Origin of the sequence: Sphingomonas sp. CD22 (genome assembly GCF_034556155.1) — a bacterium.
Classification (GTDB): domain Bacteria; phylum Pseudomonadota; class Alphaproteobacteria; order Sphingomonadales; family Sphingomonadaceae; genus Sphingomonas.
The window spans coordinates 122,468-140,347 of the sequence record NZ_JAYDYX010000006.1 but is presented as its reverse complement, the minus strand read 5'-3'; the positions used below and the strand labels follow the sequence as shown (position 1 = coordinate 140,347).

At 61.1% G+C, this 17,880-nt stretch carries 20 protein-coding genes; 10 read left to right on the top strand and 10 right to left on the bottom strand.

The genetic code is table 11. From position 1 onward, the window contains the following. Positions 1–80 precede the first annotated feature (80 nt). Positions 81–320 carry a hypothetical protein gene (locus SFC76_RS13120; RefSeq protein ID WP_322849882.1) on the bottom strand — a complete coding sequence of 80 codons (240 nt, stop codon included), beginning with the start codon at positions 318–320 and terminating at the stop codon, positions 81–83. A gap of 450 nt (positions 321–770) precedes the next feature. Then, on the bottom strand, positions 771–1,646 hold the full coding sequence (locus SFC76_RS13115) for a LysR family transcriptional regulator (RefSeq protein ID WP_322849881.1): 876 nt from the start codon (positions 1,644–1,646) through the stop codon (positions 771–773). Between the two features lie 95 nt (positions 1,647–1,741). Here SFC76_RS13115 and SFC76_RS13110 point away from each other — a divergent pair, with 95 nt between their 5' ends. The 4 genes from SFC76_RS13110 to SFC76_RS13095 are packed head-to-tail and all read left to right on the top strand — an operon-like array spanning position 1,742 to position 4,383. Next, positions 1,742–2,617 carry an NmrA/HSCARG family protein gene (locus SFC76_RS13110; protein ID WP_322849880.1) on the top strand — a complete coding sequence of 292 codons (876 nt, stop codon included), beginning with the start codon at positions 1,742–1,744 and terminating at the stop codon, positions 2,615–2,617. Further along, positions 2,610–3,044: a pyridoxamine 5'-phosphate oxidase family protein gene (locus SFC76_RS13105; protein ID WP_322849879.1), complete on the top strand. Its 435-nt coding sequence runs from the start codon at positions 2,610–2,612 to the stop codon at positions 3,042–3,044. Before SFC76_RS13110 ends, SFC76_RS13105 begins: the two co-directional genes overlap by 8 nt. Then, on the top strand, positions 3,041–3,943 hold the full coding sequence (locus SFC76_RS13100; protein WP_322849878.1) for an NmrA family NAD(P)-binding protein: 903 nt from the start codon (positions 3,041–3,043) through the stop codon (positions 3,941–3,943). The genes SFC76_RS13105 and SFC76_RS13100 overlap by 4 nt, the downstream gene beginning before the upstream one ends. Continuing rightward, positions 3,943–4,383, top strand: coding sequence for a DUF6640 family protein (locus SFC76_RS13095; protein WP_322849877.1), 441 nt, complete (start codon positions 3,943–3,945; stop codon positions 4,381–4,383). The genes SFC76_RS13100 and SFC76_RS13095 overlap by 1 nt, the downstream gene beginning before the upstream one ends. A 167-nt stretch (positions 4,384–4,550) precedes the next feature. Here SFC76_RS13095 and SFC76_RS13090 read toward each other — a convergent pair whose 3' ends face one another. From SFC76_RS13090 to SFC76_RS13080, 3 genes are all read right to left on the bottom strand, one after another. After that, entirely contained in the window at positions 4,551–5,186 is a 636-nt protein-coding gene (locus tag SFC76_RS13090; protein ID WP_322849876.1) for a CPBP family intramembrane glutamic endopeptidase, read from the bottom strand. 242 nt (positions 5,187–5,428) lie between these two features. After that, positions 5,429–5,887 carry a MarR family winged helix-turn-helix transcriptional regulator gene (locus SFC76_RS13085; protein ID WP_322849875.1) on the bottom strand — a complete coding sequence of 153 codons (459 nt, stop codon included), beginning with the start codon at positions 5,885–5,887 and terminating at the stop codon, positions 5,429–5,431. A 15-nt stretch (positions 5,888–5,902) separates the two neighbouring features. Continuing rightward, positions 5,903–6,313, bottom strand: a complete 411-nt coding sequence (locus SFC76_RS13080) for an ester cyclase (protein ID WP_322849874.1) — start codon at positions 6,311–6,313, stop codon at positions 5,903–5,905. A gap of 102 nt (positions 6,314–6,415) precedes the next feature. Between SFC76_RS13080 and SFC76_RS13075 the strand changes: the two genes are divergently transcribed. From SFC76_RS13075 to SFC76_RS13065, 3 genes are all read left to right on the top strand, one after another. Beyond that, a complete protein-coding gene (locus SFC76_RS13075; protein ID WP_322849873.1) occupies positions 6,416–6,925 on the top strand; it encodes a hypothetical protein in 510 nt (169 codons plus the stop codon). A 323-nt stretch (positions 6,926–7,248) separates the two neighbouring features. Then, positions 7,249–8,592: an IS1182 family transposase gene (locus SFC76_RS13070; RefSeq protein ID WP_322849872.1), complete on the top strand. Its 1,344-nt coding sequence runs from the start codon at positions 7,249–7,251 to the stop codon at positions 8,590–8,592. Positions 8,593–9,443: 851 nt separating this feature from the next. Beyond that, on the top strand, positions 9,444–9,890 hold the full coding sequence (locus tag SFC76_RS13065) for a hypothetical protein (RefSeq protein ID WP_322849871.1): 447 nt from the start codon (positions 9,444–9,446) through the stop codon (positions 9,888–9,890). Positions 9,891–10,398: 508 nt separating this feature from the next. Here SFC76_RS13065 and SFC76_RS13060 read toward each other — a convergent pair. From SFC76_RS13060 to SFC76_RS13050, 3 genes are all read right to left on the bottom strand, one after another. After that, on the bottom strand, positions 10,399–11,538 hold the full coding sequence (locus tag SFC76_RS13060; RefSeq protein ID WP_322849870.1) for an epoxide hydrolase: 1,140 nt from the start codon (positions 11,536–11,538) through the stop codon (positions 10,399–10,401). Between the two features lie 120 nt (positions 11,539–11,658). Continuing rightward, positions 11,659–12,030, bottom strand: coding sequence for a hypothetical protein (locus SFC76_RS13055; RefSeq protein ID WP_322849869.1), 372 nt, complete (start codon positions 12,028–12,030; stop codon positions 11,659–11,661). A gap of 25 nt (positions 12,031–12,055) precedes the next feature. Then, positions 12,056–12,967, bottom strand: a complete 912-nt coding sequence (locus SFC76_RS13050; protein ID WP_322849868.1) for an SDR family oxidoreductase — start codon at positions 12,965–12,967, stop codon at positions 12,056–12,058. Between the two features lie 79 nt (positions 12,968–13,046). Here SFC76_RS13050 and SFC76_RS13045 point away from each other — a divergent pair, with 79 nt between their 5' ends. The 3 genes from SFC76_RS13045 (at position 13,047) to SFC76_RS13040 (ending at position 15,907) form a co-directional block, all read left to right on the top strand. Then, the gene (locus tag SFC76_RS13045; protein ID WP_322849867.1) at positions 13,047–13,667 is read left to right on the top strand and encodes a TetR/AcrR family transcriptional regulator; all 621 of its coding nucleotides are present in this window, start codon (positions 13,047–13,049) and stop codon (positions 13,665–13,667) included. 186 nt (positions 13,668–13,853) lie between these two features. Next, positions 13,854–14,267 carry a lysozyme inhibitor LprI family protein gene (locus tag SFC76_RS19595; protein WP_416222423.1) on the top strand — a complete coding sequence of 138 codons (414 nt, stop codon included), beginning with the start codon at positions 13,854–13,856 and terminating at the stop codon, positions 14,265–14,267. 920 nt (positions 14,268–15,187) lie between these two features. Next, positions 15,188–15,907: a hypothetical protein gene (locus tag SFC76_RS13040; protein WP_322849866.1), complete on the top strand. Its 720-nt coding sequence runs from the start codon at positions 15,188–15,190 to the stop codon at positions 15,905–15,907. Positions 15,908–15,925: 18 nt separating this feature from the next. On the opposite strand, the gene SFC76_RS13035 is transcribed toward SFC76_RS13040, so the two are convergent. Further along, positions 15,926–16,813 carry an amidohydrolase family protein gene (locus SFC76_RS13035; RefSeq protein ID WP_322849865.1) on the bottom strand — a complete coding sequence of 296 codons (888 nt, stop codon included), beginning with the start codon at positions 16,811–16,813 and terminating at the stop codon, positions 15,926–15,928. Next, positions 16,813–17,835 (bottom strand): amidohydrolase family protein, encoded by a 1,023-nt coding sequence (locus SFC76_RS13030; protein ID WP_322849864.1) that lies wholly within the window; start codon positions 17,833–17,835, stop codon positions 16,813–16,815. Before SFC76_RS13030 ends, SFC76_RS13035 begins: the two co-directional genes overlap by 1 nt. Positions 17,836–17,880: the final 45 nt, after the last annotated feature.

Below are 17,880 nucleotides of genomic sequence, written 5' to 3'. Positions count from 1 at the left end.
TCGAGCTTATGAAGCGGAGCGAACCGGCATTGCGCGCTCGGTCAGCCATCTCGTTCATCCTTGTGACTGTACCCTTGGCGTCACGCAACTTTATCGACCCCCTCGTCGATCATGCGAGATAGTTCCTCACGGGCAGCGTCCAGCCCAATCACGCGCGTCCGCGCATGATGGATACGATCGATATCGGCAGGTTCGCGAGCGGGGCCCAGATCCTTGGCTGCTTCAGCTGTCGCAAGCTCGATGACGGCGTCTCTGTATTCTGCGCGCGCGGTAGCAAGCGCCACATCAAGCGCGTTGGTCATTTCGTTAGCTGATGCCATTGTCTGCCTCTCGGGGGCACGCCTCACCGTGGTTGGATCGGCATGAGGAGCCTGAACCCGCCAACGATGCCGTGGTTGCTCTGAACGAACAATCCTTACGGCAATATGCGGCTTTGATACCCGGACAGGTCATGAATTGTGCCTGTCTCGACGCGTGCTGCTGAGAGTCGGTTCAAAGCGATGCAAGCAGATCTCCTCAAAAACCACACCTTGGGATGGCCGGGTTTGGTGGAAAGCGGAACGACCGCTTGCGGGCGACGATCGGCGTAAGCGGACGTTCGTTCAGCCGGGAGGGCAGGGGCTTGAACGCGTCGTCCCTCGTACCGCGACTGGACTTGTGACGTGGCCTTCTGACACTTCGAAGCCGGCAAAAACCCGTGCGTCAACGCGCAGGATCAGAACCGTCCGGTTTTGACACCACAAAGGTTTATTGCCTGAGCAGCCGCGCTGTTAAGAGAGGTATGCGGTTAGACTTTCGATGAAGAGCCTGACCTTTGCCGACAAGCTTCGATGTGGAGGATATACAGCGTGTGCCTCAACAATTTCGGATCCGTAATCTTCTAGAAGGCGACACAACGTGCCTGAGGCAATGGCGGGACGGGCCAGAAAGTCGGGCAGACGGCCGACACCTACACCTCCCGTGAGAAGAACCTGGAGAACAGCAGGCTCGGGCGCGACCGTGCCGGTAGGAACAAGGACACGGTGTTTCGTCTCTGATGCGTCGACAAACTGCCATTCGCTAGGTCGGTCGTGCCAACCAAGCAGCATGTGGCTCGACAACTCGACAGGTGTTTTTGGTATGCCATGGAGTGCGAGATACTCGGGGCTGGCACATGGCCAGAGTTCGATACGCCCGAGCTTGCGGGCGATTAGATCGGAATCGGGAAGAGTGCCGATGCGGATCGCAACATCGACTTCCTCGCGAACAAAATCGACGATCCGATTCTCGGTATCGAGCACCACCCTCACGTCGGGGTAGCGCCGGATGAAGTCTGGCAGCATCGGTGCGACAATCCCGAGCGCATAAGTCATCGCGGCGTTGATCCGCAGCGTGCCACGGGGTTTGCCGCTCATGCCTTCAAGCGCCGCTTCCGCTTCGGCCACATCGTCAAGGATACGTCGGGCATGGGGCAGCAGCAGGTGGCCCGCTTCGCTAAGCCGGAGTGATCGGCCCGCACGCTCGAACAAACGGACATTCACTGTTTCCTCAAGCCGGGCTAGAGCACGGCTCATTGACGACTTGGGCGTATCCGTGGCGATCGCCGCCTGAGACACGCCGCCCGCATCGGCGATCCGGACAAAGGCACGAAGGTCATCTGGATTCATTGGTCGTTCCGGACTGTGGAACGTTACGTCTACGGTGACGCGGCTAGTCCTCCAACGCGGAACTATCCATGTTCTATCCTGACCGGAGAACATGTATGGCTACCTCGATCCTTCTTATCACAGGCGCAACCGGCAATCAGGGCGGTGCGACGATTGCCGAGCTGTTGCACCGGCGAAGCCGCCATCGTCTACGGGCGCTGGTACGTAACACCGATGCTCCAAAGGCGAAGGCGCTCGCCGAGCGTGGCGTCGAACTAGTGCGCGGTAACCTCGACGATGAGGAATCGTTGCGGTCTGCGCTGACCGGGGTGAGCGGCGTTCTATCGGTACAGACCCCAATGGGTCAGGGACCTGAAGGCGAGGAACGCCAGGGCAAGCGGCTGGCTACCCTCTCTCACCAAGCGGGCGTCTCGCATTTCATCCAATGCTCGGCTGCCGGGGTCGATCGAAACAGTGGCGTGCCCCATTTCGAGAGCAAGCGCGCGATCGAGGAGCATATCGCATCATTAGGGCTCCCGGCGACGATACTGCGTCCTGCAGCGTTCATGGAGAACTTCGACACGTTCGTGTTCAGGACCACGATGCTCGCCATGATGCGGACCTACCTCGCTGAGGGCCAACGAATGCAGATCGCGTCGGCGCGCGACGTCGGATGGTTTGCGGCAGAAGCTTTCGACCAGCCCAATGATTTTATCGGACAGGCCATCGAGATCGCCGGCGACGACGTGAACAGGCACGAGGCAGCGGCGACGCTGCGCCGCACGGCGCATCGACCAGCGGTTTCCTTCACCATTCCGGGCTTCCTGCGCGCTAAGCTGCCTGAAGACTTCCGATTGATGTTCGAGTGGATCGGCCGCGAGGGGTTCCGCATCGACATCGCCGCAGTGCGCCGGGCGCATCCCGACCTGCTTACGCTAGCCGCTTGGGGGCAGGTTTCCACGTCATCATCACAGGAGAACGCACATGGCTGACAAGACGATCGAGGATCTGGCCCGCGACATGGGCAGGATCGACTTCGCGATGCTGACGACGCGAACGGACGGTGACCAGCTCGCCACTCGTCCGATGAGCAACAACGGCGAGGTCGAGTGGCGCGGCGACAGCTACTACTTCTCCTATGACAGCGCACGAACGGTAGCAGACATACAACGCGATCCGCACGTCGCGCTTTCCTTCCAGGGCAAGCCCGGCCTGCTCGGCAAGCCGCCCCTGTTCGTGGCGGTGGAGGGGGATGCACAGATCGTCCGCGACAAGAACGCTTTCGCCGAACACTGGACCGACGAACTGGAACGCTGGTTTCCACAAGGTATCGACACACCGGGACTGGCGCTGATCCACGTCCGGGCGGTCCGTATTCATTACTGGGACGGGGCAGATGAAGGCGAGGTTACGGTGTGACGACGGCTAAACCTCTGGTGGTGGTCGCTGGTGCAACGGGTGATCTGGGATCTCGGATCGTCCAGGCGCTCGTTGCCAACGGCACGCGCACCAAAGTTCTTGTCAGACGCGGTGCACGACGGGACACATTGCCGCGTTCCGTTGAGGTCGTCGAAGTCGACTACACACAAAAGCGTTTGCTTCAGGCGGCACTGCGGGATGCGACGTGCGTCGTGTCGGCAGTCAATGGTCTCGACGACGTGGTGATCGATCTGCAATCCCGGCTGCTCGACGCGAGTGTCGCGGTCGGGATGCCCCGCTTCATTCCATCGGACTTCTCGCTCGACTTCACGCACACCCGGCCGGGGCGGAACCGCAACCTCGACCTTCGCCGCACCTTCAAGACGCAGGTCGACGCAGCGCCGATCGCCGCGACGTCCATCCTCAACGGTGCCTTCGCCGATCTCCTGGCCGGCCAGGCGCCGATCGTACTGCCGAGTATCAAGCGCATCCTCTATTGGGGAAGCGCAGACCAACGTTATGACTTCACCACCAAGGATGACGTGGCCGCCTATACCGCCGCAGCCGCGATCGATAGCGAGACACCACGCATCCTGCGGATTGCTGGCGACACCGTGTCACCGCGCGATCTTGCCGGCATTATGACCAATCTGACGAACACGCGATATCGTCTGCTGCGCGCCGGGGGGCTGGCCGGGCTTGGTTTGCTGATCGGCGTGGCCCGCACAGTAGCGCCGCAACCAAAGGCGATCTTTCCGGCATGGCAGGGAATGCAGTACCTCCGCGATATGTCGAGCGGTGAGGGCGAGCTGTCGCCGCTGGACAATGACCGTTACGGAAACCGTCCGTGGACCTCGGCGAGTGCTGTGCTGGCCGAAGCATTTGGAGGCAAGCCGTGATGAGTGCGATCACGACGCCATTAGGATACCGGCTGACGGTGTCGGGCATTGCCGTTCTGACCGCCGTTTCGCCTTACATCGCCGACTTCAACGAAACCCATATCTATAATCCGCGATGGACGCCGCACGCCAAGTTCCATGCCGCCCAGACGATGCTGCTTGGCACGACCCTTGGTGGCCTGACGCTGGCACTCGCTTGGTCGAGGAGCGGAAGCGTGCGGTCACGCATAGATTTGTCGGCGATCGCTGCCGGCGGGTTCTGGCTGACGCAGGCGGGCGCATTGCTTTTTCCCGGCACCGCAGTCGTTGACCCTGAATTTCGCGAACGGCTTCCGCGCGTGAAAGGCATGACGATCACCCAAGCGCATGCCGACGTGGTATTACTGTGCTTACTCGGGTTTGCGTGGTGGAGGGCGCGGCGTTCACAGCCTGCTGCCTGAGAAAGTCCGCCTAAATCTAGAAATCACTCGAACTTACGTAAGCGGGTCATCCTCTAAGTGTCAAAACCGACCGGTTTTGACACCATTTACCTTTGCATTTGGTAGAAACCGGCTTGTTCGATAATGACGGCGACAAACGCCAGTTTGGGGTAGGCCAAGAGACTGCCTCACAGAACAGGCGAAAGAGAGGGCTTATCTGCCTCGGCCAAGCTCTTCCGCTTTGACCAAGCAAAGATTGCCATTGGCAGAAGAATGAGCGGCAGCACGCAACCGGATTCATCGATCATGTACGCTGTTATACCGCCTCGCGGGATCGTGAGCGGCGCGAAGAAAGCCTGGTTGAAAAGGTTGACGCTGGCATGGGCGACAGCTCCCGTCCACAAGCTTCCCGACCGCATCCGGATCCACGACATGATGACGGCGAGGCTGAGCACCTCCACGGCGAAGCAGGGCATCGCGAACCACCAGGGCGTGGCGGTGTCGTAATTGGAGAAGAACATCAAAGGGAAGTGCCACGCCGCCCAGATCGCTCCGGTGAGAAGCGCGCCCTTGGTGAATCCAAACTTCTTGGTCAGGAGTGGGCTGAGAAAGCCGCGCCATCCGATCTCCTCGCCGAGGGAGGCGGCTACTCCTCTGATGAACCCCGTGGTCGCGAGCAGGGCAAACCAGCCTGAGATTAGCATCCATGGTGCCGTGTCCGTCCACGCAAGGCTCTTGCGTAGTCCGGCAATCGTCTCGGAATTGGGAAAGCCACCCAAACCACTTGTATAGACAAGGCCGTAGGCAACGAAGCAGGCCACCATCGGAAAGAGGTAGGAAAGCGCCTGCCACCGGGTCCGGCCCCACTTCCAACCTAAAGAGGCGATTGGTTGGCCGCTTATCCAGCAGGTGAGGAGGGCTGCGATACCGGGCCCCCACATCGATCCAACGGCATAAGCGCCCCGACCGCCCGCGTTCTCCCCCGTAGAGATTGCCAAAGCCCAGAACGGCGCGGTGGTCAGGCACGTCAGAGTAAGAAAGATCACGACGCGTTTGTTTGATGCTATCACCGACGCTCCTGCTCATCGACTTCGGGCTCCGTCAGGCGGGCAAGGATCGGAATGACGGCACCAAGCAGGGCTTGTTCGTCAACGGACAAACGTGTTCGTATAGCATCCTCGATGAGCGACGCTCGCGCACGCTGCCCCTGCGCGAGCGTGTCGCGGCCAGCGTCGGTGATCGACACCAACCTGCTTCGTTGGTCCGCGGGATCAGCGTTCAGCCTTACCAAGCCGTTCGCTTTGAGTTGCGCCACGACTACTCTCATCGTTTGATGTGTGACGCCACGTTTCTCAGCCAGAGCGGCAACGTTCATCGGGCCGAAGAGGTGTAGGATGTCGAGCGTTTCCGATTGAGCTGATCGTTCTGTCCCCGTGTCTCGCCGGATAGCTCGAACGAAATCGCTGATGCTCCTTCGGAGGTCGTGCGCGAGCCCGGCCGCGACGACATCGGTCACGATGGCCATCTCGGCAAAATTGGCTCAGTCATGCCTTAAGCTGGCCAGCACGGAGGAGAGCGTATTCACTCCCCAATGCTCCACATACCGGCCATCCTCCACCCGAACGATGTCGATCACGTCGATATTAACGGCCTTGCCCGTCGCCTCGACGCCAAGAAGCGCGGCAACATGGATGCCGGAGATGGTCTTGCGTGTCGTCACCTTATCGCCTTCCGCCACTTGGTCGTGGATCACGACCTTCAAGCCCGCCAACGCCGGTCGGAGGACAGTATCGAACGTGTTCCACATACCCTCAGGGCCGTTGGTGGCGCCGGGAGGCGCTGAACGATTCACAAAGCCCGGCGCCATCAGCGCCTCGAAAGTAGCCCGGTCGCCTCCGGCGATGACCTCTTCGTTGAAGCGCCGAACCACTTCCTTTGCGTCCTTGACCAAGATGGTGCTCCTGCTTAGTGACACCATGAGTACAGTAAAGCTGTATAAATGGCAATATGGCCGCATCTCCGGCGGCGGTCAGAAGCAAGGAGAGGCGCTGCGATGCGGCGGAGCGATCGGACAGCGATTGGATGTTTAGAATTTCTCGCCGCGAATGCCGCTGCGGCGCTGTCGTTCATGCTGGCATTCTATGCAGTGTCGGTGCCCAGAGGCATCGCTGAAACTGTGGCGCGCTGCTCGTCGTGCAGCTTGTCCGAGTTGGCCGCCGAGATCGCATCTTACTTGTGGGGCATCATCACGGTTCTGATACTCACGCCCTTCGCCGCGCTGATCATGCTGCCCATCACGCTTCTCCTCACGCCACTGGCTTTCTTTATTATCGCTCGTTCACCGCGCAGGCGGTATGTTGTGCTGATTGGAGGGTTGGTGGGAGCAGTCCTCGGCTGGCCGCTTCTAATGCTCGTCTATGGTCTGGTTGCGCCCGGTTCAGGGATGTCGGCCGTCAAAAACAGTATCCTGTCGGCAGGACTTTGCGTTGTGGCACCTTCCGCAGCAGCTGGAATGAGCTTCGCTTGGGTGATTACCCGATCGCGCAGTTCACCGGGCGGCTAGCTCGGCGGAGTGTGTAACTTGCAATTACATCGCTAGATCAATCGTTGCTACAAGGCACCGCTCGTCCGTCGAGCCGATAGGGAGCGGAAGCGCATGCCCTCCTTTTCGTTGGGGCTTGCACCCGGACACCAGCCTACCGGTGCAGCACCTTACTACTGCTGCCTGATTGCCTGAATGAAGGTAGGCTTTAAAAACGGCTCGCTAAGCCGTGAATGAGCGACTGGGTTTTGATTTCAGAACCGAACGGGACTGTTGAAAAACGGCTGCTTGCGACGGTGACGAGGGCGTGATTCACTCCTGCAAGGCGTCGGGGGGTCAGGGACATGATGGGTCGGCAGGTGGCACAGGGCGCACTGTTCTACGGGTTCCGGCTCGACGACCATGTGCCGGCCAGCCATCTGCTCAGACGCATCGACGGGCTGCTCGACTTCGGCTTCGTGCGCGAGGCGCTGGCAGCCAGCTACAGCACGAGCGGGCGACCCTCGATCGACCCGGAGCTGATGCTCAGGATGCTGTTGATCGGCTACCTGTTCGGCATCCGCTCGGAACGGCGTTTGTGCGAGGAGGTGCACCTCAACCTCGCCTATCGTTGGTTCTGCCGGCTCGATCTGGCTGACCGGGTGCCCGACCATTCGACCTTCTCCAAGAACCGGCACGGCCGCTTCCGCGTTTGCGACCTGCATCGTCTGCTGTTCGAGCAGGTAGTCTCGCGATGCGCCGCGGCCGGGCTGGTAGCGGGGCGCGATTTGGCGGTGGACGGCAGCACGATCATGGCCGACGCCAGCCGCGAGAAGAAGCTGAAGGGGGCCGACGCTGCAGACGAGCTTCGTGCCGGGGAAAACATATCGCGACCCGTCGCCGAATATCTGGCGGCGCTGGATGCCGCGTTGCCGCCAGATCCCGATGAACCTGCGTCCGTCGATCCGACCAGCATCTCGCCGACCGACCCGCAGGCGGCGCTCACCTGCAAGCACGGGCCGGCGCGCTACGCATACGCCATCAACCCTCTGCTCGACCTCGAAACCGACTGCATCCTCGACGTGGAGGCAACGCCCGCCCGCTTCGCAGCCGAGGTGAGGGCGACCCGGACGCTGGTGTCACGCGCCGGCACCAGGCTGGGCATCGAACCCGCCAGTCTCTTGGCCGACAAGGCGTATGGTAGCGGTCCGCTGCTCGGCTGGCTGATCGACCGGAACATCACGCCATACATCCCGGTCATCGACCGGACCCGCCAGCGGGACGCCTTCTTCACCCGGGATGCCTTCCGCTACGACCGGGAAGCGGATGCCTACCGCTGTCCGGCGGACAAGCTGCTCGGCTATTGCGGCACCAACCGAACCAAGCAGGTGCGCGTCTACCGAAGCCGGCCGGCCGATTGCGCCGCCTGCGAGCTGAAGCCGCAATGCACCATCGGTCCGAAGCGGAGTGTCACCCGGCTCGTCAGCGAGGAAGCCCGCGATACCGTGCGCGCCCTTGCCGGCACCGACGCCTATGTGCACGCACGGCGTCGAAGACAGCGGATCGAGCGCGTGTTCGGCCACCTGAAACGCAACCTGGGGCTACGAACGCTCAAGCTGCGGGGCCTGTCAGGAGCCGCAGAGGAGTTCACCATGGCCGCCGCGGCATACAACCTTCAGCTGCTCGCCCGGCAGGCCGCGCCAGCCTGATACGCGGCGCATCCTCCGGTGTCCGGCGTCACCAGCCATCCGCACGCCGATTTCGCGCAGGCCTTTTTCAACGGTCTCGAACGGTTGTGACACCGGTAACGAGCCCGCTCGCTGCCGAAGCGCGCCGAGAAGACGAAGGTCAGCGATTAACTTGGGTTGCTCATTCACGGCCACGGTGCCGGTGAAGCCCGGATGGTCTGCTCTTTTCGGAAGCCGTCGTTCGTCCCCGTCACCTGGAATGGCAGGAAAGTCCCACATGTCGCCGTTCGGCGTGAGATATCTGGTCGCTGTGAGCACCGAAGGATCACATTAACAAATGTCCGCTTCCGGGGAGCCAGGCTGGCGGTCTGAATGTCGCGTTCTGGGTCGTGCCGGGCATGGGTTTGCGTAATCAAGGTCTTGTTCGGCTGATCGTCACCGAGCGCTTGACGGGGGGGGCTATGCTGGGGAGCATCCCCTGATCCTGCACCAACAAAGCGTCGTCAGGTGCCGGCAGGAGTTAAGCCATGATCACAGCGCGTTTCCCCGCCGCCTTGCTCTTCGGCCTATCAATCGTGAGCGGCGCGCCCAGTGCCGACCGACTAATCGCCGCCGTCGCGCTTTCGGGCCCATTCGCGACGCAGACGCCGTGGCGCTTGACGGTGATGCAAAGCGGACTTCCCGGTGAATCAAGGACGGTAGATGCCGAACCCGGCGTAATTAGGCCGTGCCTTCGGCATAGGGATTCTCCGATTTGCGATCCCACCCTAAGCGCCCGCCTCGACCCTAATAGACTGAGGAGCGATTTCGACCAGCCGCATTACCTTAACACGGCGCGCGTCGCGTATCGTCAGGCAGGTGATCGGGAGCCGGTGCTGATCGTCGTGCTGGCCAGCATTCATGCCGGTAATGGTGGGCAACTTGTTGGCACGCAGGCACTTGCTTATCGCCGCGATACTGATCGCTTCGTCCAAGTGTTCGCCCAGAGCACGGGCACCAACAACAATCAGGAGGTACGCTTCATCGAGGCAGGGCCGCTGCGCGGCGCTTTCATCACCGTCGAGCCGACCGTCGATGCACCATTCAGCTACTGGGTTACGGTCGCGCGATCTGGCGGCGAGACAGCGCCATACCATACCGTCCTGCGCTACCGCAGTGCAACGCGCTACGGCGACGGCAACGCACTGCCGGTAATCGATTCCGAAATGCCACAGATTCTGCACGGACTGTCATTGTGGCGACCGGGGCAGAAGCTGCCGCTACCGGCGTCCGGCTGCCCGAAGCCGATACTCAGGAACGGCGCGTTGTGGTGCTCATGAACGTCAGCCGTTGTCGAATAGCGCCGCCAGCGGGCTTATTTTTCTTGACCAACCATCCTTCGGGAAAACTGTTGGCACGCCCGCGCCTCTACTGAAGAAAAGAGATCAACATTAACGAGGCCGAAATTGGGAATCCGAAAATGCGCTGCGAATGACCACTTCTGAGTCAAAATCGCGTTCCCGAAACCCGCGTGCGGAACGCGCGGCTTTCTCACTGACTCTCTCTCTTCAAAGTTATCCTAGAGAAGTAGTCATTGAGAACGGGTTTCGAGAAATTGGCATCCTACTGCCTTCATTAGAGGGGTTAGGGAGCTACTCTTCTGTCAAAAATTCCCAATCGGGAAACTCTCGCACAAGTCTCTCAGCATCGTGGTTTCGACCGTGTAGTCCAGAACAGGAAGGCTTCGGTGGGAGTTGGCCGCGCCGATTTGCTCGTGACGGCGTCGGGCATGAAGCCCTGCGCCTCCAGCGCCACCCACCACGCTTCGAAAAACAGCGATTTCCACCTTCAGGAGCGCGAGCCCGACACAGTCGCGATAAAGGCGCGTAGGTCGGCCAGCAGCAGTTCCGGTTCTTCCAGCGCGGCGAAATGCCCACCCCGCGGCATGTCAGTCCAATGCACGATGTTGAAGGTCTTCTCCGCGAACGAGCGCGGCGGCGGGAAGAACACCGGGTCGGGAAAGGCCGCAAAGCCGGTGGGCACCTGGATGAAGGTGCCGGCCGGAAGCATCCGCGACTGCTCAAGCCGGCTGCCGTAATAGATCCAGGTTGCCGTCACGAACGATGCCGGCGCGATATAGAGCATGATGTTAGTGAGGAGTTCCTCCTCGGAAAACTTGCTCCAGATGACGGGGTCGCCGTCGGCGGTTGTCGGAAGATCGGCCCACTTGCCGAACTTTTCGAGTATCCAGCCCGCCGCTCCGACCGGGCTGTCGGCCAATGCGAAGCCGAGCGTCTGCGGGCGAGTTTCCTGCTCGTGAAAGTAGGCGCTCTCCCGCTCGGCAACCGCGGCCCGCCTGGCGGCGAAGGACTTTTCCTCGTCGGTCGTCGGATTGGCGTCCTCCGCACGTATGGTCATCATGTTGATATGGATGCCGAGTAAAGCGTTTGGTCGATCATGCGCTGCCCAAGTCGCGATACTGTGGCCCCAATCGCCCCCTTGAACGAAATACCGCGCGTCGCCGAAAAGCTGCATCATCAGCCCATGCACGAGCGCAGCAGCCCGTCGAGGGCCGATCGGGTGCGTGATCGGGTTGGAGAACGCGAAGCCAGGAAGCGAGGGGACGACGACATCGTGCCCATCCGCTGCTAGCGGCTGCAACAGCCGCTCGAATTCTATATACGAGCCCGGCCAGCCGTGAAGAAGCAGAACAGGCGGCTGGGAGCCGTCGCCTTTCACATGAACGAAGTGGAGGTACTCGCCTTCTACTTCGGCTGTGAAGTTCGGGAGTGCGTTGAGGCGCCGTTCGACCGCACGCCAATCATAGCTGTCTCGCCAATATGCGGCGAGACGCTTGAGGTCATCAACCCCGACCCCCGCCGACCAGCCCCCCGCATCCGGAAGCTGGCTCCAGTCATAAGCCTCGACCTTGGCTTTGATTGTGGCGAGCCGTTCGTCAGGGATGTTGATCGTGTAGGGTGAAATCATGGTGTTCTCCGCTTAAGCTGGAATGCGGTTCGATGAAGGGGGCGACCGTCAGTCTGCCACCTGGCTGGCGCGGCTTCGCGATCGATCGCCGAGCGACAATTGCCATATAATCAGGACCGATCATCGCTGACTGCGCCCAACCACGATGGCGGTAATCAAGAGCACGGCGAAGATCCCCGCGTTCAGTTTAGGCTCCCAATAGTCCATCGCGAGGAAGGTCAGAGTCAGCCATGCCGCTCCGCCGGCGACAGACAGCACCATGACCATAGGATCGCGCAGCAGGTCGGGCTGTTTCCGCATCGCCCAGAGGCACAACAGCCCGAACAGCACCTGGCTGAGCGCGAACGCCGAGTTGAGCCCGTAATAGAGCGTGGTTTCCGGCCCCGGGGCGCGTTTGCCACGCCAATACTGACTCACGACATCGATCACGAAATGCATCGTGCCGGTAAGCGCCAGCCACCTGAAGGCGGCGACGGTCAGATATCTGGCCATCAATACCTCCTTGTTGCCGGACTGTTCAGAGGCGCACTCCGGTGGCGTCCTGGGACAATGTCCACAACTGCTCGGCTGCTGCTCCGGCCAGCGCTTGCGGGGGAATTTTAGCCTTGGCGGGATGGCCACGCGTCTCGCCAACGCGGTCGGGACCATAATAGCCGCCTGGCTCTGCATCCGGCGATGTCGCAGCGAAAAGTAGCGGCAACGCGCCCTGCGCTGCGGGCTGGAACAGGAACGGCAGCAGCGAGCGGACACGGCTGTGCATGCTCCCGCGCCCCGGTCCATTGTGGAGCAGCTCGGTTCGCGCGACGCCGGGGTGGGCGGCAATGCTGCGAATGTTCCACCCGGCTGCTGCGCTGCGGCGTTCGAACTCGAACGCAAACATCAGGCAGGCGATCTTCGAACGGGCATAAACCGGCATCGCGTCATAGCCGCCGCGCGCGTTCCAGTCGTCCCAATCGACCGATCCCGCCCGCGCCGCGACACTCGACACTGACACGACCCGAGCCCCCGGCGACGCCTGCAGCAGGGGCAACAGCTGTCCCGTCAGCGCGAAATGCCCGAGATGATTGGTTCCGAATTGGAGCTCGAAGCCGTCCGCCGTCTCGCGACGCTCGGGCGGTACCATCACGCCGGCGTTGTTGACGAGGAGGTCAACCTGTTGCTGCTCATCCCGCAGCCGCTCGGCGAAGTGCGCGATCGAGGTAAGCGAGGCGAGATCCAAAACGCTGAAGCGAACCTTCGCAACCGGCACCTCCGACTGGATCTGCGCAACGGCATCAGCACCTTTGCGCGGATCTCGCCCTGCAATCACCACGTCGGCACCAGCCCGGGATAATGCCTGCGCCACCTCGAAGCCAAGCCCGCCCGTGCCGGTCACTACTGCTACACGCCCGGTCTGGCGGGGCATGTCTCCTATTGTCCACTTTCCCATAGTCGATGATCCTGATATCTGCACTGAGTGCACACATTATGTTGCACTCAGTGCAGAAATCAAGCGTGAAGTAACAAGAATGTCGATCAACGATCACTCTTCCATGCCCGGAGCGCGCGAGCGCAAGAAGCAGGAGACGCGTCGCCGGATCACCGATGCCGGCATCTGCCTGTTCATCGAAAAAGGTATCGACGCGACCACAGTGGACGAGATCGCCGTGACGGCCGGCATCTCGCGCAGGACGTTCTTCCATTATTTCAAGTCGAAGGACGACATACTGCTATCGCTCCAGTCCAGCATGGGGGAAATGATTGCACAGCGTGTGCGTCAGGCTGACGCGGGCTCTACCCCCCTTGATGCGATCCGCGCGGCAGTGATCTCAGTCTGTGCCGATGTACCGGCTGACGACATGATCGCGATCGATCGGCTCATGCGAACGAGCCCGGCGGTACAGGCGCGTAAGCAGGCAAGTTACATCGAGCATGAACGAACCTTGTTCACCGCTTTACGTGAACGATGGCCTGATCCCGCACGTGCGACGGCGTTGCGCTTGGTCGCCATGCTCGCGATCGGTGCAATCCGCCTTGCGACCGAGGCCATTGATCAGGAGGATGAAAAGCGCATGCTCGTCGAGCTTCTGGACATAACATTCGATGCCCTGATCACGGAAGCATCGGATAGAAGACCAACGATAGCATGAATCCTTGCGGGTACCCTGTATTGCGGTCGTGCCTTGTTTTTCGGTCTCAACCTAAATTCCCGATCAGGAATCAAATGTGAGACGGCGCCAGCCAGCGATCGCCGCCCGTCTCACAGATCATGTTGGGGGCTATCTGAGGCAAGGCTTTTGTGGCATGACCAAATAGCGATCCCGGGATCAAGGCAGATGCACAGGACTTCGTTGTTCTTCCTGGCTGCACTGTTTGGCAGCTTTTGCGGCGGAGGAGCGGCAGGCGCAGCTAGCACCGCATCGAGCAAGGCAGCCTGTTGGCAGCAGGGAACGACCGCCGCCATATCTGCCTGCTTCGCTGCATCGAGCAAAGAAGCGGATCGCAGTCTCAATCAGCTATACGGGCGGGTCATGAGCGTTCTTGATCCGGGCGATCAGCAAAAGTTGCGAAATGCGCAAAGACTCTGGGTCCGGTACCGCGATGCTTCATGCAATGCGGAAAGGAGCCTCTGGGATGGGGGTACGGGGGGAAATCCGGCCTATCTAGCCTGTCTCGACGACGTAACACGGCATCGTCTGGATTATCTCCAGGTCACATACCGTCTTCGCTTGCAGAGGGCCAAAGATTAGCCGACCCACGTGCAACGGGGTCGGAGTGGCGCCGCGATCGAACCTGCGGTTAGTCCGTACGGACAGGTGGCTGCCGTTTGAAGGGAAGTACGATGCCGAGCGACGCGGCGCACCACCGGATCGCCTGCCAGTGACCATCGGACAAGCCTCCGCGAGGCCGACGCACCCTGCACACCGACTGTTTATCCGGGGCAAAGTACACGGTGACCTCACGACCATTTGAGGCGTGGCGCGCTCGCCATTGCAACGGCTCTCCTGGTAGCGAGCTGGTTGGGTCCTGCGGGCTCCACGACGTCAGTCCCTCCGCAGCCACAAGTTTATCTGCGAAGGTCATCGCCGAAATTGTCTCGGGTAGCATGATCTGCTCGGCCACAATTCCTTCCCGCTGAGCGGCCGGATGGAAGAAGGTGGCCGTAACCGCGGGTGCCATTGCGGCGGCTATAAGCATCACGAGGCTACCCGACATTCCATGATCTCCCACGAGCGAACAGCTTTAGCCGTTTTGCTTGATAGGCGGCAAATTCGGTATTGCAGCTGACAAAGCGGGTGGCGTGCCTCCTGTCGTAACACGTAAATGCTGGCTGTACCGTTCTTTGCTAAGTGCGTCGGCTTCATTTTATCTATTTTTTGAGGAGGCGGTAGCGCAGCGCAGTGTCGGCTGTCGCCATTCCACATCCCGAAGGCAGGCAGTCCGCTTTCCTCATCACGAAATTTGCGAGCGGATAGGCGGGATCCAAAATCGGTCATTTCGTAAGGATGAACCAGCGTCCGAAGTTGAGAAGCGAGGGAAGGGTCTAAACGTCCGGTTCTGGGTCCTCGGTTAGGCAGTCTGAATAAATTTGGTGTTACGACCTAAGAGTTCGATTACCCCGATTTTGGTACATTTAGCGGCCGCCATGGGCACAGGAGGAGTCAACGGTTTGCGCAATCTGGACTTCAGCTCTTGGCAGAGCCTTCTCGCAACGTTGTTCGGCATCATCTTGGTCACGCTACTCGGTGTTGGCATTCGTCTGCTAACGCAGATGACGTTCCAGCAGCGCCGTGAGCGGATGAACCGTCAGATTAATGAGCGTCTGCGCACCCTGATCGCGGCGTACAAGGTGTTGGGCGGATCATTCACAGGCGACCTCACCGTCGATCCGACACACAAGCGGGACCTCAGAGGCTTAGCTTCTCCTACACCCGCCGAGCCAATGGCACAGCTTGACCTTACCGCGGAGACAGCCTCGAAATCGGACCGAACGAGGAGAATACGTGACGCGGTGGAAGCCGCACTTTCCGACATCATTCTTCTTGGTACGGAAGAGCATGTCAGACTTGCCGACAAGGCAGTTCGGGAACTGGTAGCCGGGCATCCGGTGCACACCCATGATCTCGTGGTATCGCTCCGCAATTTCGTTCGCGAGGCCCTCGACCTCGATCCCATACCCACAGACCTAGAGATACCGATGCAGGGCCCAACACGGCCAGCGTCATCGGGAGGAGGGGCTAAAAACGCTGGCGGAAGAGGCGAAGGCGCCAAAACGGGCGGTGGCGGTGGCGGTGGCGGTGGCGGTGGTGGGATGGGCGCGGGAGGATCAGGTGATACGGGTATCGGAGGTCTAGAAACGTCCCACGCCGACCCGCATCATCAGGCCTGATCCAATCCTGCCATCAGGCTATGCCCAGTAGAGTCGCATTGGATTGTCGATCAGCAGCTTGTGTTGGAGCGCGGGGGTCGTTGCGATACGCGGTATGACGTCCACCAGCGCACCATCGTCAGGGGCGTGCGTGGTCATGTTGGGATGCGGCCAGTCGGTGCCCCACAGGACGCGATCGGGGAAGCGCTCGACCAGCGTCCGCGCGAAGGGCACGACGTCGTCATAATCAGGCGGACCGACCATCGAAAGGCGTTCGGGGCAACTCACCTTGGTCCAGACATTCTCATGCTCGTCCATCAGGCGGATGAATCGCCCGAACTCGGGGCCATCGACGGGTTGCGTCACGTCCGGGCGCCCCATGTGATCAATGACGACGATCGTCGGCAACGACGTGAAGAAGTCCCAGCGCTCTTCGAGATCCGCAGCTTCGAAGTAGATCACGACGTGCCAGCCGAGCGAAGCGATACGGTCGATGATCGCGCGGTAATACGCGTCGGGCTTCGGATCGACGAGGCGACGGACGAAGTTGAAGCGTACGCCGCGCACGCCAGCCGCGTGAAGGTCGGACAGTTCCGCATCGCTCACCGTATCGCGTACGGTCGCGACGCCGCGAGCGCGGTCGCCGGCGGTCCGCAGGGCATCGACCAACGCGCGGTTGTCCGCACCGTGACAGGTCGCCTGGACGATGACGTTGCGGGTAAAGCCGAGATGGTCCCGTAGCGCGAACAGCTCGTCCTTGCCGGCATCGCACGGCGTGTATTTCCGTTCCGGCGCGTAGGGGAACACATCGCCCGGCCCGAACACGTGGCAATGCGCATCGACCGCGCCCGCGGGCACGGTGAAGGCGGGCTTGCTGGGAGCGGGGTGGTAGCAGATCCAGGCAGGATCCATCGTGAACTCGGGCATCACAGCCCCCGTGCGGCGAGTTGCGCGTCGAGGCGTGGGTAGACGCGGCGGGCGTTGCCCTCGAACACCTTGCGCTTGTCGGCATCCGGGATGTCCAGCGCGTCGACATAGCGCTTGGTATCGTCGAAATACTGGCCGGTCTCCGGATCGATGCCGCGTACCGCGCCGACCATCTCGGACCCGAACAGGATGTTGTCGGCGTCGATCACCTTGAACAGGAGGTCGATGCCCGGCTGGTGATAGACGCAGGTATCGAAGAACACGTTCTTCATGACGTGCTCGGCAAGGGGCGGGCGCTTTAGCATGTCGGCGAGGCCGCGATAGCGTCCCCAGTGATAGGGCACCGCGCCGCCGCCATGGGGAATGATGAAGCGCAGGTCCGGGAAATCCCGGAAGAGGTCGCCTTCGAGAAACTGCATGAACGCGATCGTATCGGCCGCGAGGTAGTAGGCGCCGGTCGCATGCATCGCCGGGTTGCAGCTGCCCGAGACGTGGATCATCGCAGGAACGTCGAGCTCGATCATCTTCTCGAAGAACGGATACCATGCGCGATCGGTCAGCGGCGGGGAATCGAACTTGCCGCCCGACGGGTCGGGGTTGAGGTTGCAGCCGATGAAACCGAGGTCCGTCACGCAACGCTCGAGCTCGTCGATCGAATGCGCGATCGAGATGCCGGGGGATTGTGGCAACTGGCATACGCCGGCGAAGGTTTCGGGGTACAGGTCGATGACCCGCTTGATCAGGTCGTTCGAGCGCCGGGCCCAGATGCGCGCGACCGCCTCGCTCCCGACATGCGGCGCCATCGCCGAGGCGCGCGGTGAGAAGATCGTCATGTCCGCCCCGCGTTCGCGTAGCAGGCGCAGTTGGTTCGCCTCGATCGACTCGCGGATCTCGTCGTCGGATATGGCGGGGTAGGCCGGGTCTATGTCGCCGCCGGTACCGATCGCCGCGACCTGCGCGTCGCGCCACGCATTGTGGCTGGCGGGAGCGGTTGTGTAGTGGCCGTGGCAGTCGATAATCATGGCTGCGTTCCCAGAAGGCGAGGGTTGGCGTTCGCCTTGTCGGCG

Coding starts and splice junctions, on each gene's coding strand:
- SFC76_RS13045 (WP_322849867.1), top strand. CDS start 13,047: ATGTCGATCAACGATCACTCTTCCATGCCCGGAGCGCGCGAGCGCAAG.
- SFC76_RS13095 (WP_322849877.1), top strand. CDS start 3,943: ATGAGTGCGATCACGACGCCATTAGGATACCGGCTGACGGTGTCGGGC.
- SFC76_RS13035 (WP_322849865.1), bottom strand. CDS start 16,813: ATGCCCGAGTTCACGATGGATCCTGCCTGGATCTGCTACCACCCCGCT.
- SFC76_RS13030 (WP_322849864.1), bottom strand. CDS start 17,835: ATGATTATCGACTGCCACGGCCACTACACAACCGCTCCCGCCAGCCAC.
- SFC76_RS13085 (WP_322849875.1), bottom strand. CDS start 5,887: ATGGCCATCGTGACCGATGTCGTCGCGGCCGGGCTCGCGCACGACCTC.
- SFC76_RS13090 (WP_322849876.1), bottom strand. CDS start 5,186: ATGGTGGCCTGCTTCGTTGCCTACGGCCTTGTCTATACAAGTGGTTTG.
- SFC76_RS13120 (WP_322849882.1), bottom strand. CDS start 320: ATGGCATCAGCTAACGAAATGACCAACGCGCTTGATGTGGCGCTTGCT.
- SFC76_RS13075 (WP_322849873.1), top strand. CDS start 6,416: ATGCGGCGGAGCGATCGGACAGCGATTGGATGTTTAGAATTTCTCGCC.
- SFC76_RS13055 (WP_322849869.1), bottom strand. CDS start 12,030: ATGGCCAGATATCTGACCGTCGCCGCCTTCAGGTGGCTGGCGCTTACC.
- SFC76_RS13105 (WP_322849879.1), top strand. CDS start 2,610: ATGGCTGACAAGACGATCGAGGATCTGGCCCGCGACATGGGCAGGATC.
- SFC76_RS13070 (WP_322849872.1), top strand. CDS start 7,249: ATGATGGGTCGGCAGGTGGCACAGGGCGCACTGTTCTACGGGTTCCGG.
- SFC76_RS13115 (WP_322849881.1), bottom strand. CDS start 1,646: ATGAATCCAGATGACCTTCGTGCCTTTGTCCGGATCGCCGATGCGGGC.
- SFC76_RS13110 (WP_322849880.1), top strand. CDS start 1,742: ATGGCTACCTCGATCCTTCTTATCACAGGCGCAACCGGCAATCAGGGC.
- SFC76_RS19595 (WP_416222423.1), top strand. CDS start 13,854: ATGCACAGGACTTCGTTGTTCTTCCTGGCTGCACTGTTTGGCAGCTTT.
- SFC76_RS13060 (WP_322849870.1), bottom strand. CDS start 11,538: ATGATTTCACCCTACACGATCAACATCCCTGACGAACGGCTCGCCACA.
- SFC76_RS13050 (WP_322849868.1), bottom strand. CDS start 12,967: ATGGGAAAGTGGACAATAGGAGACATGCCCCGCCAGACCGGGCGTGTA.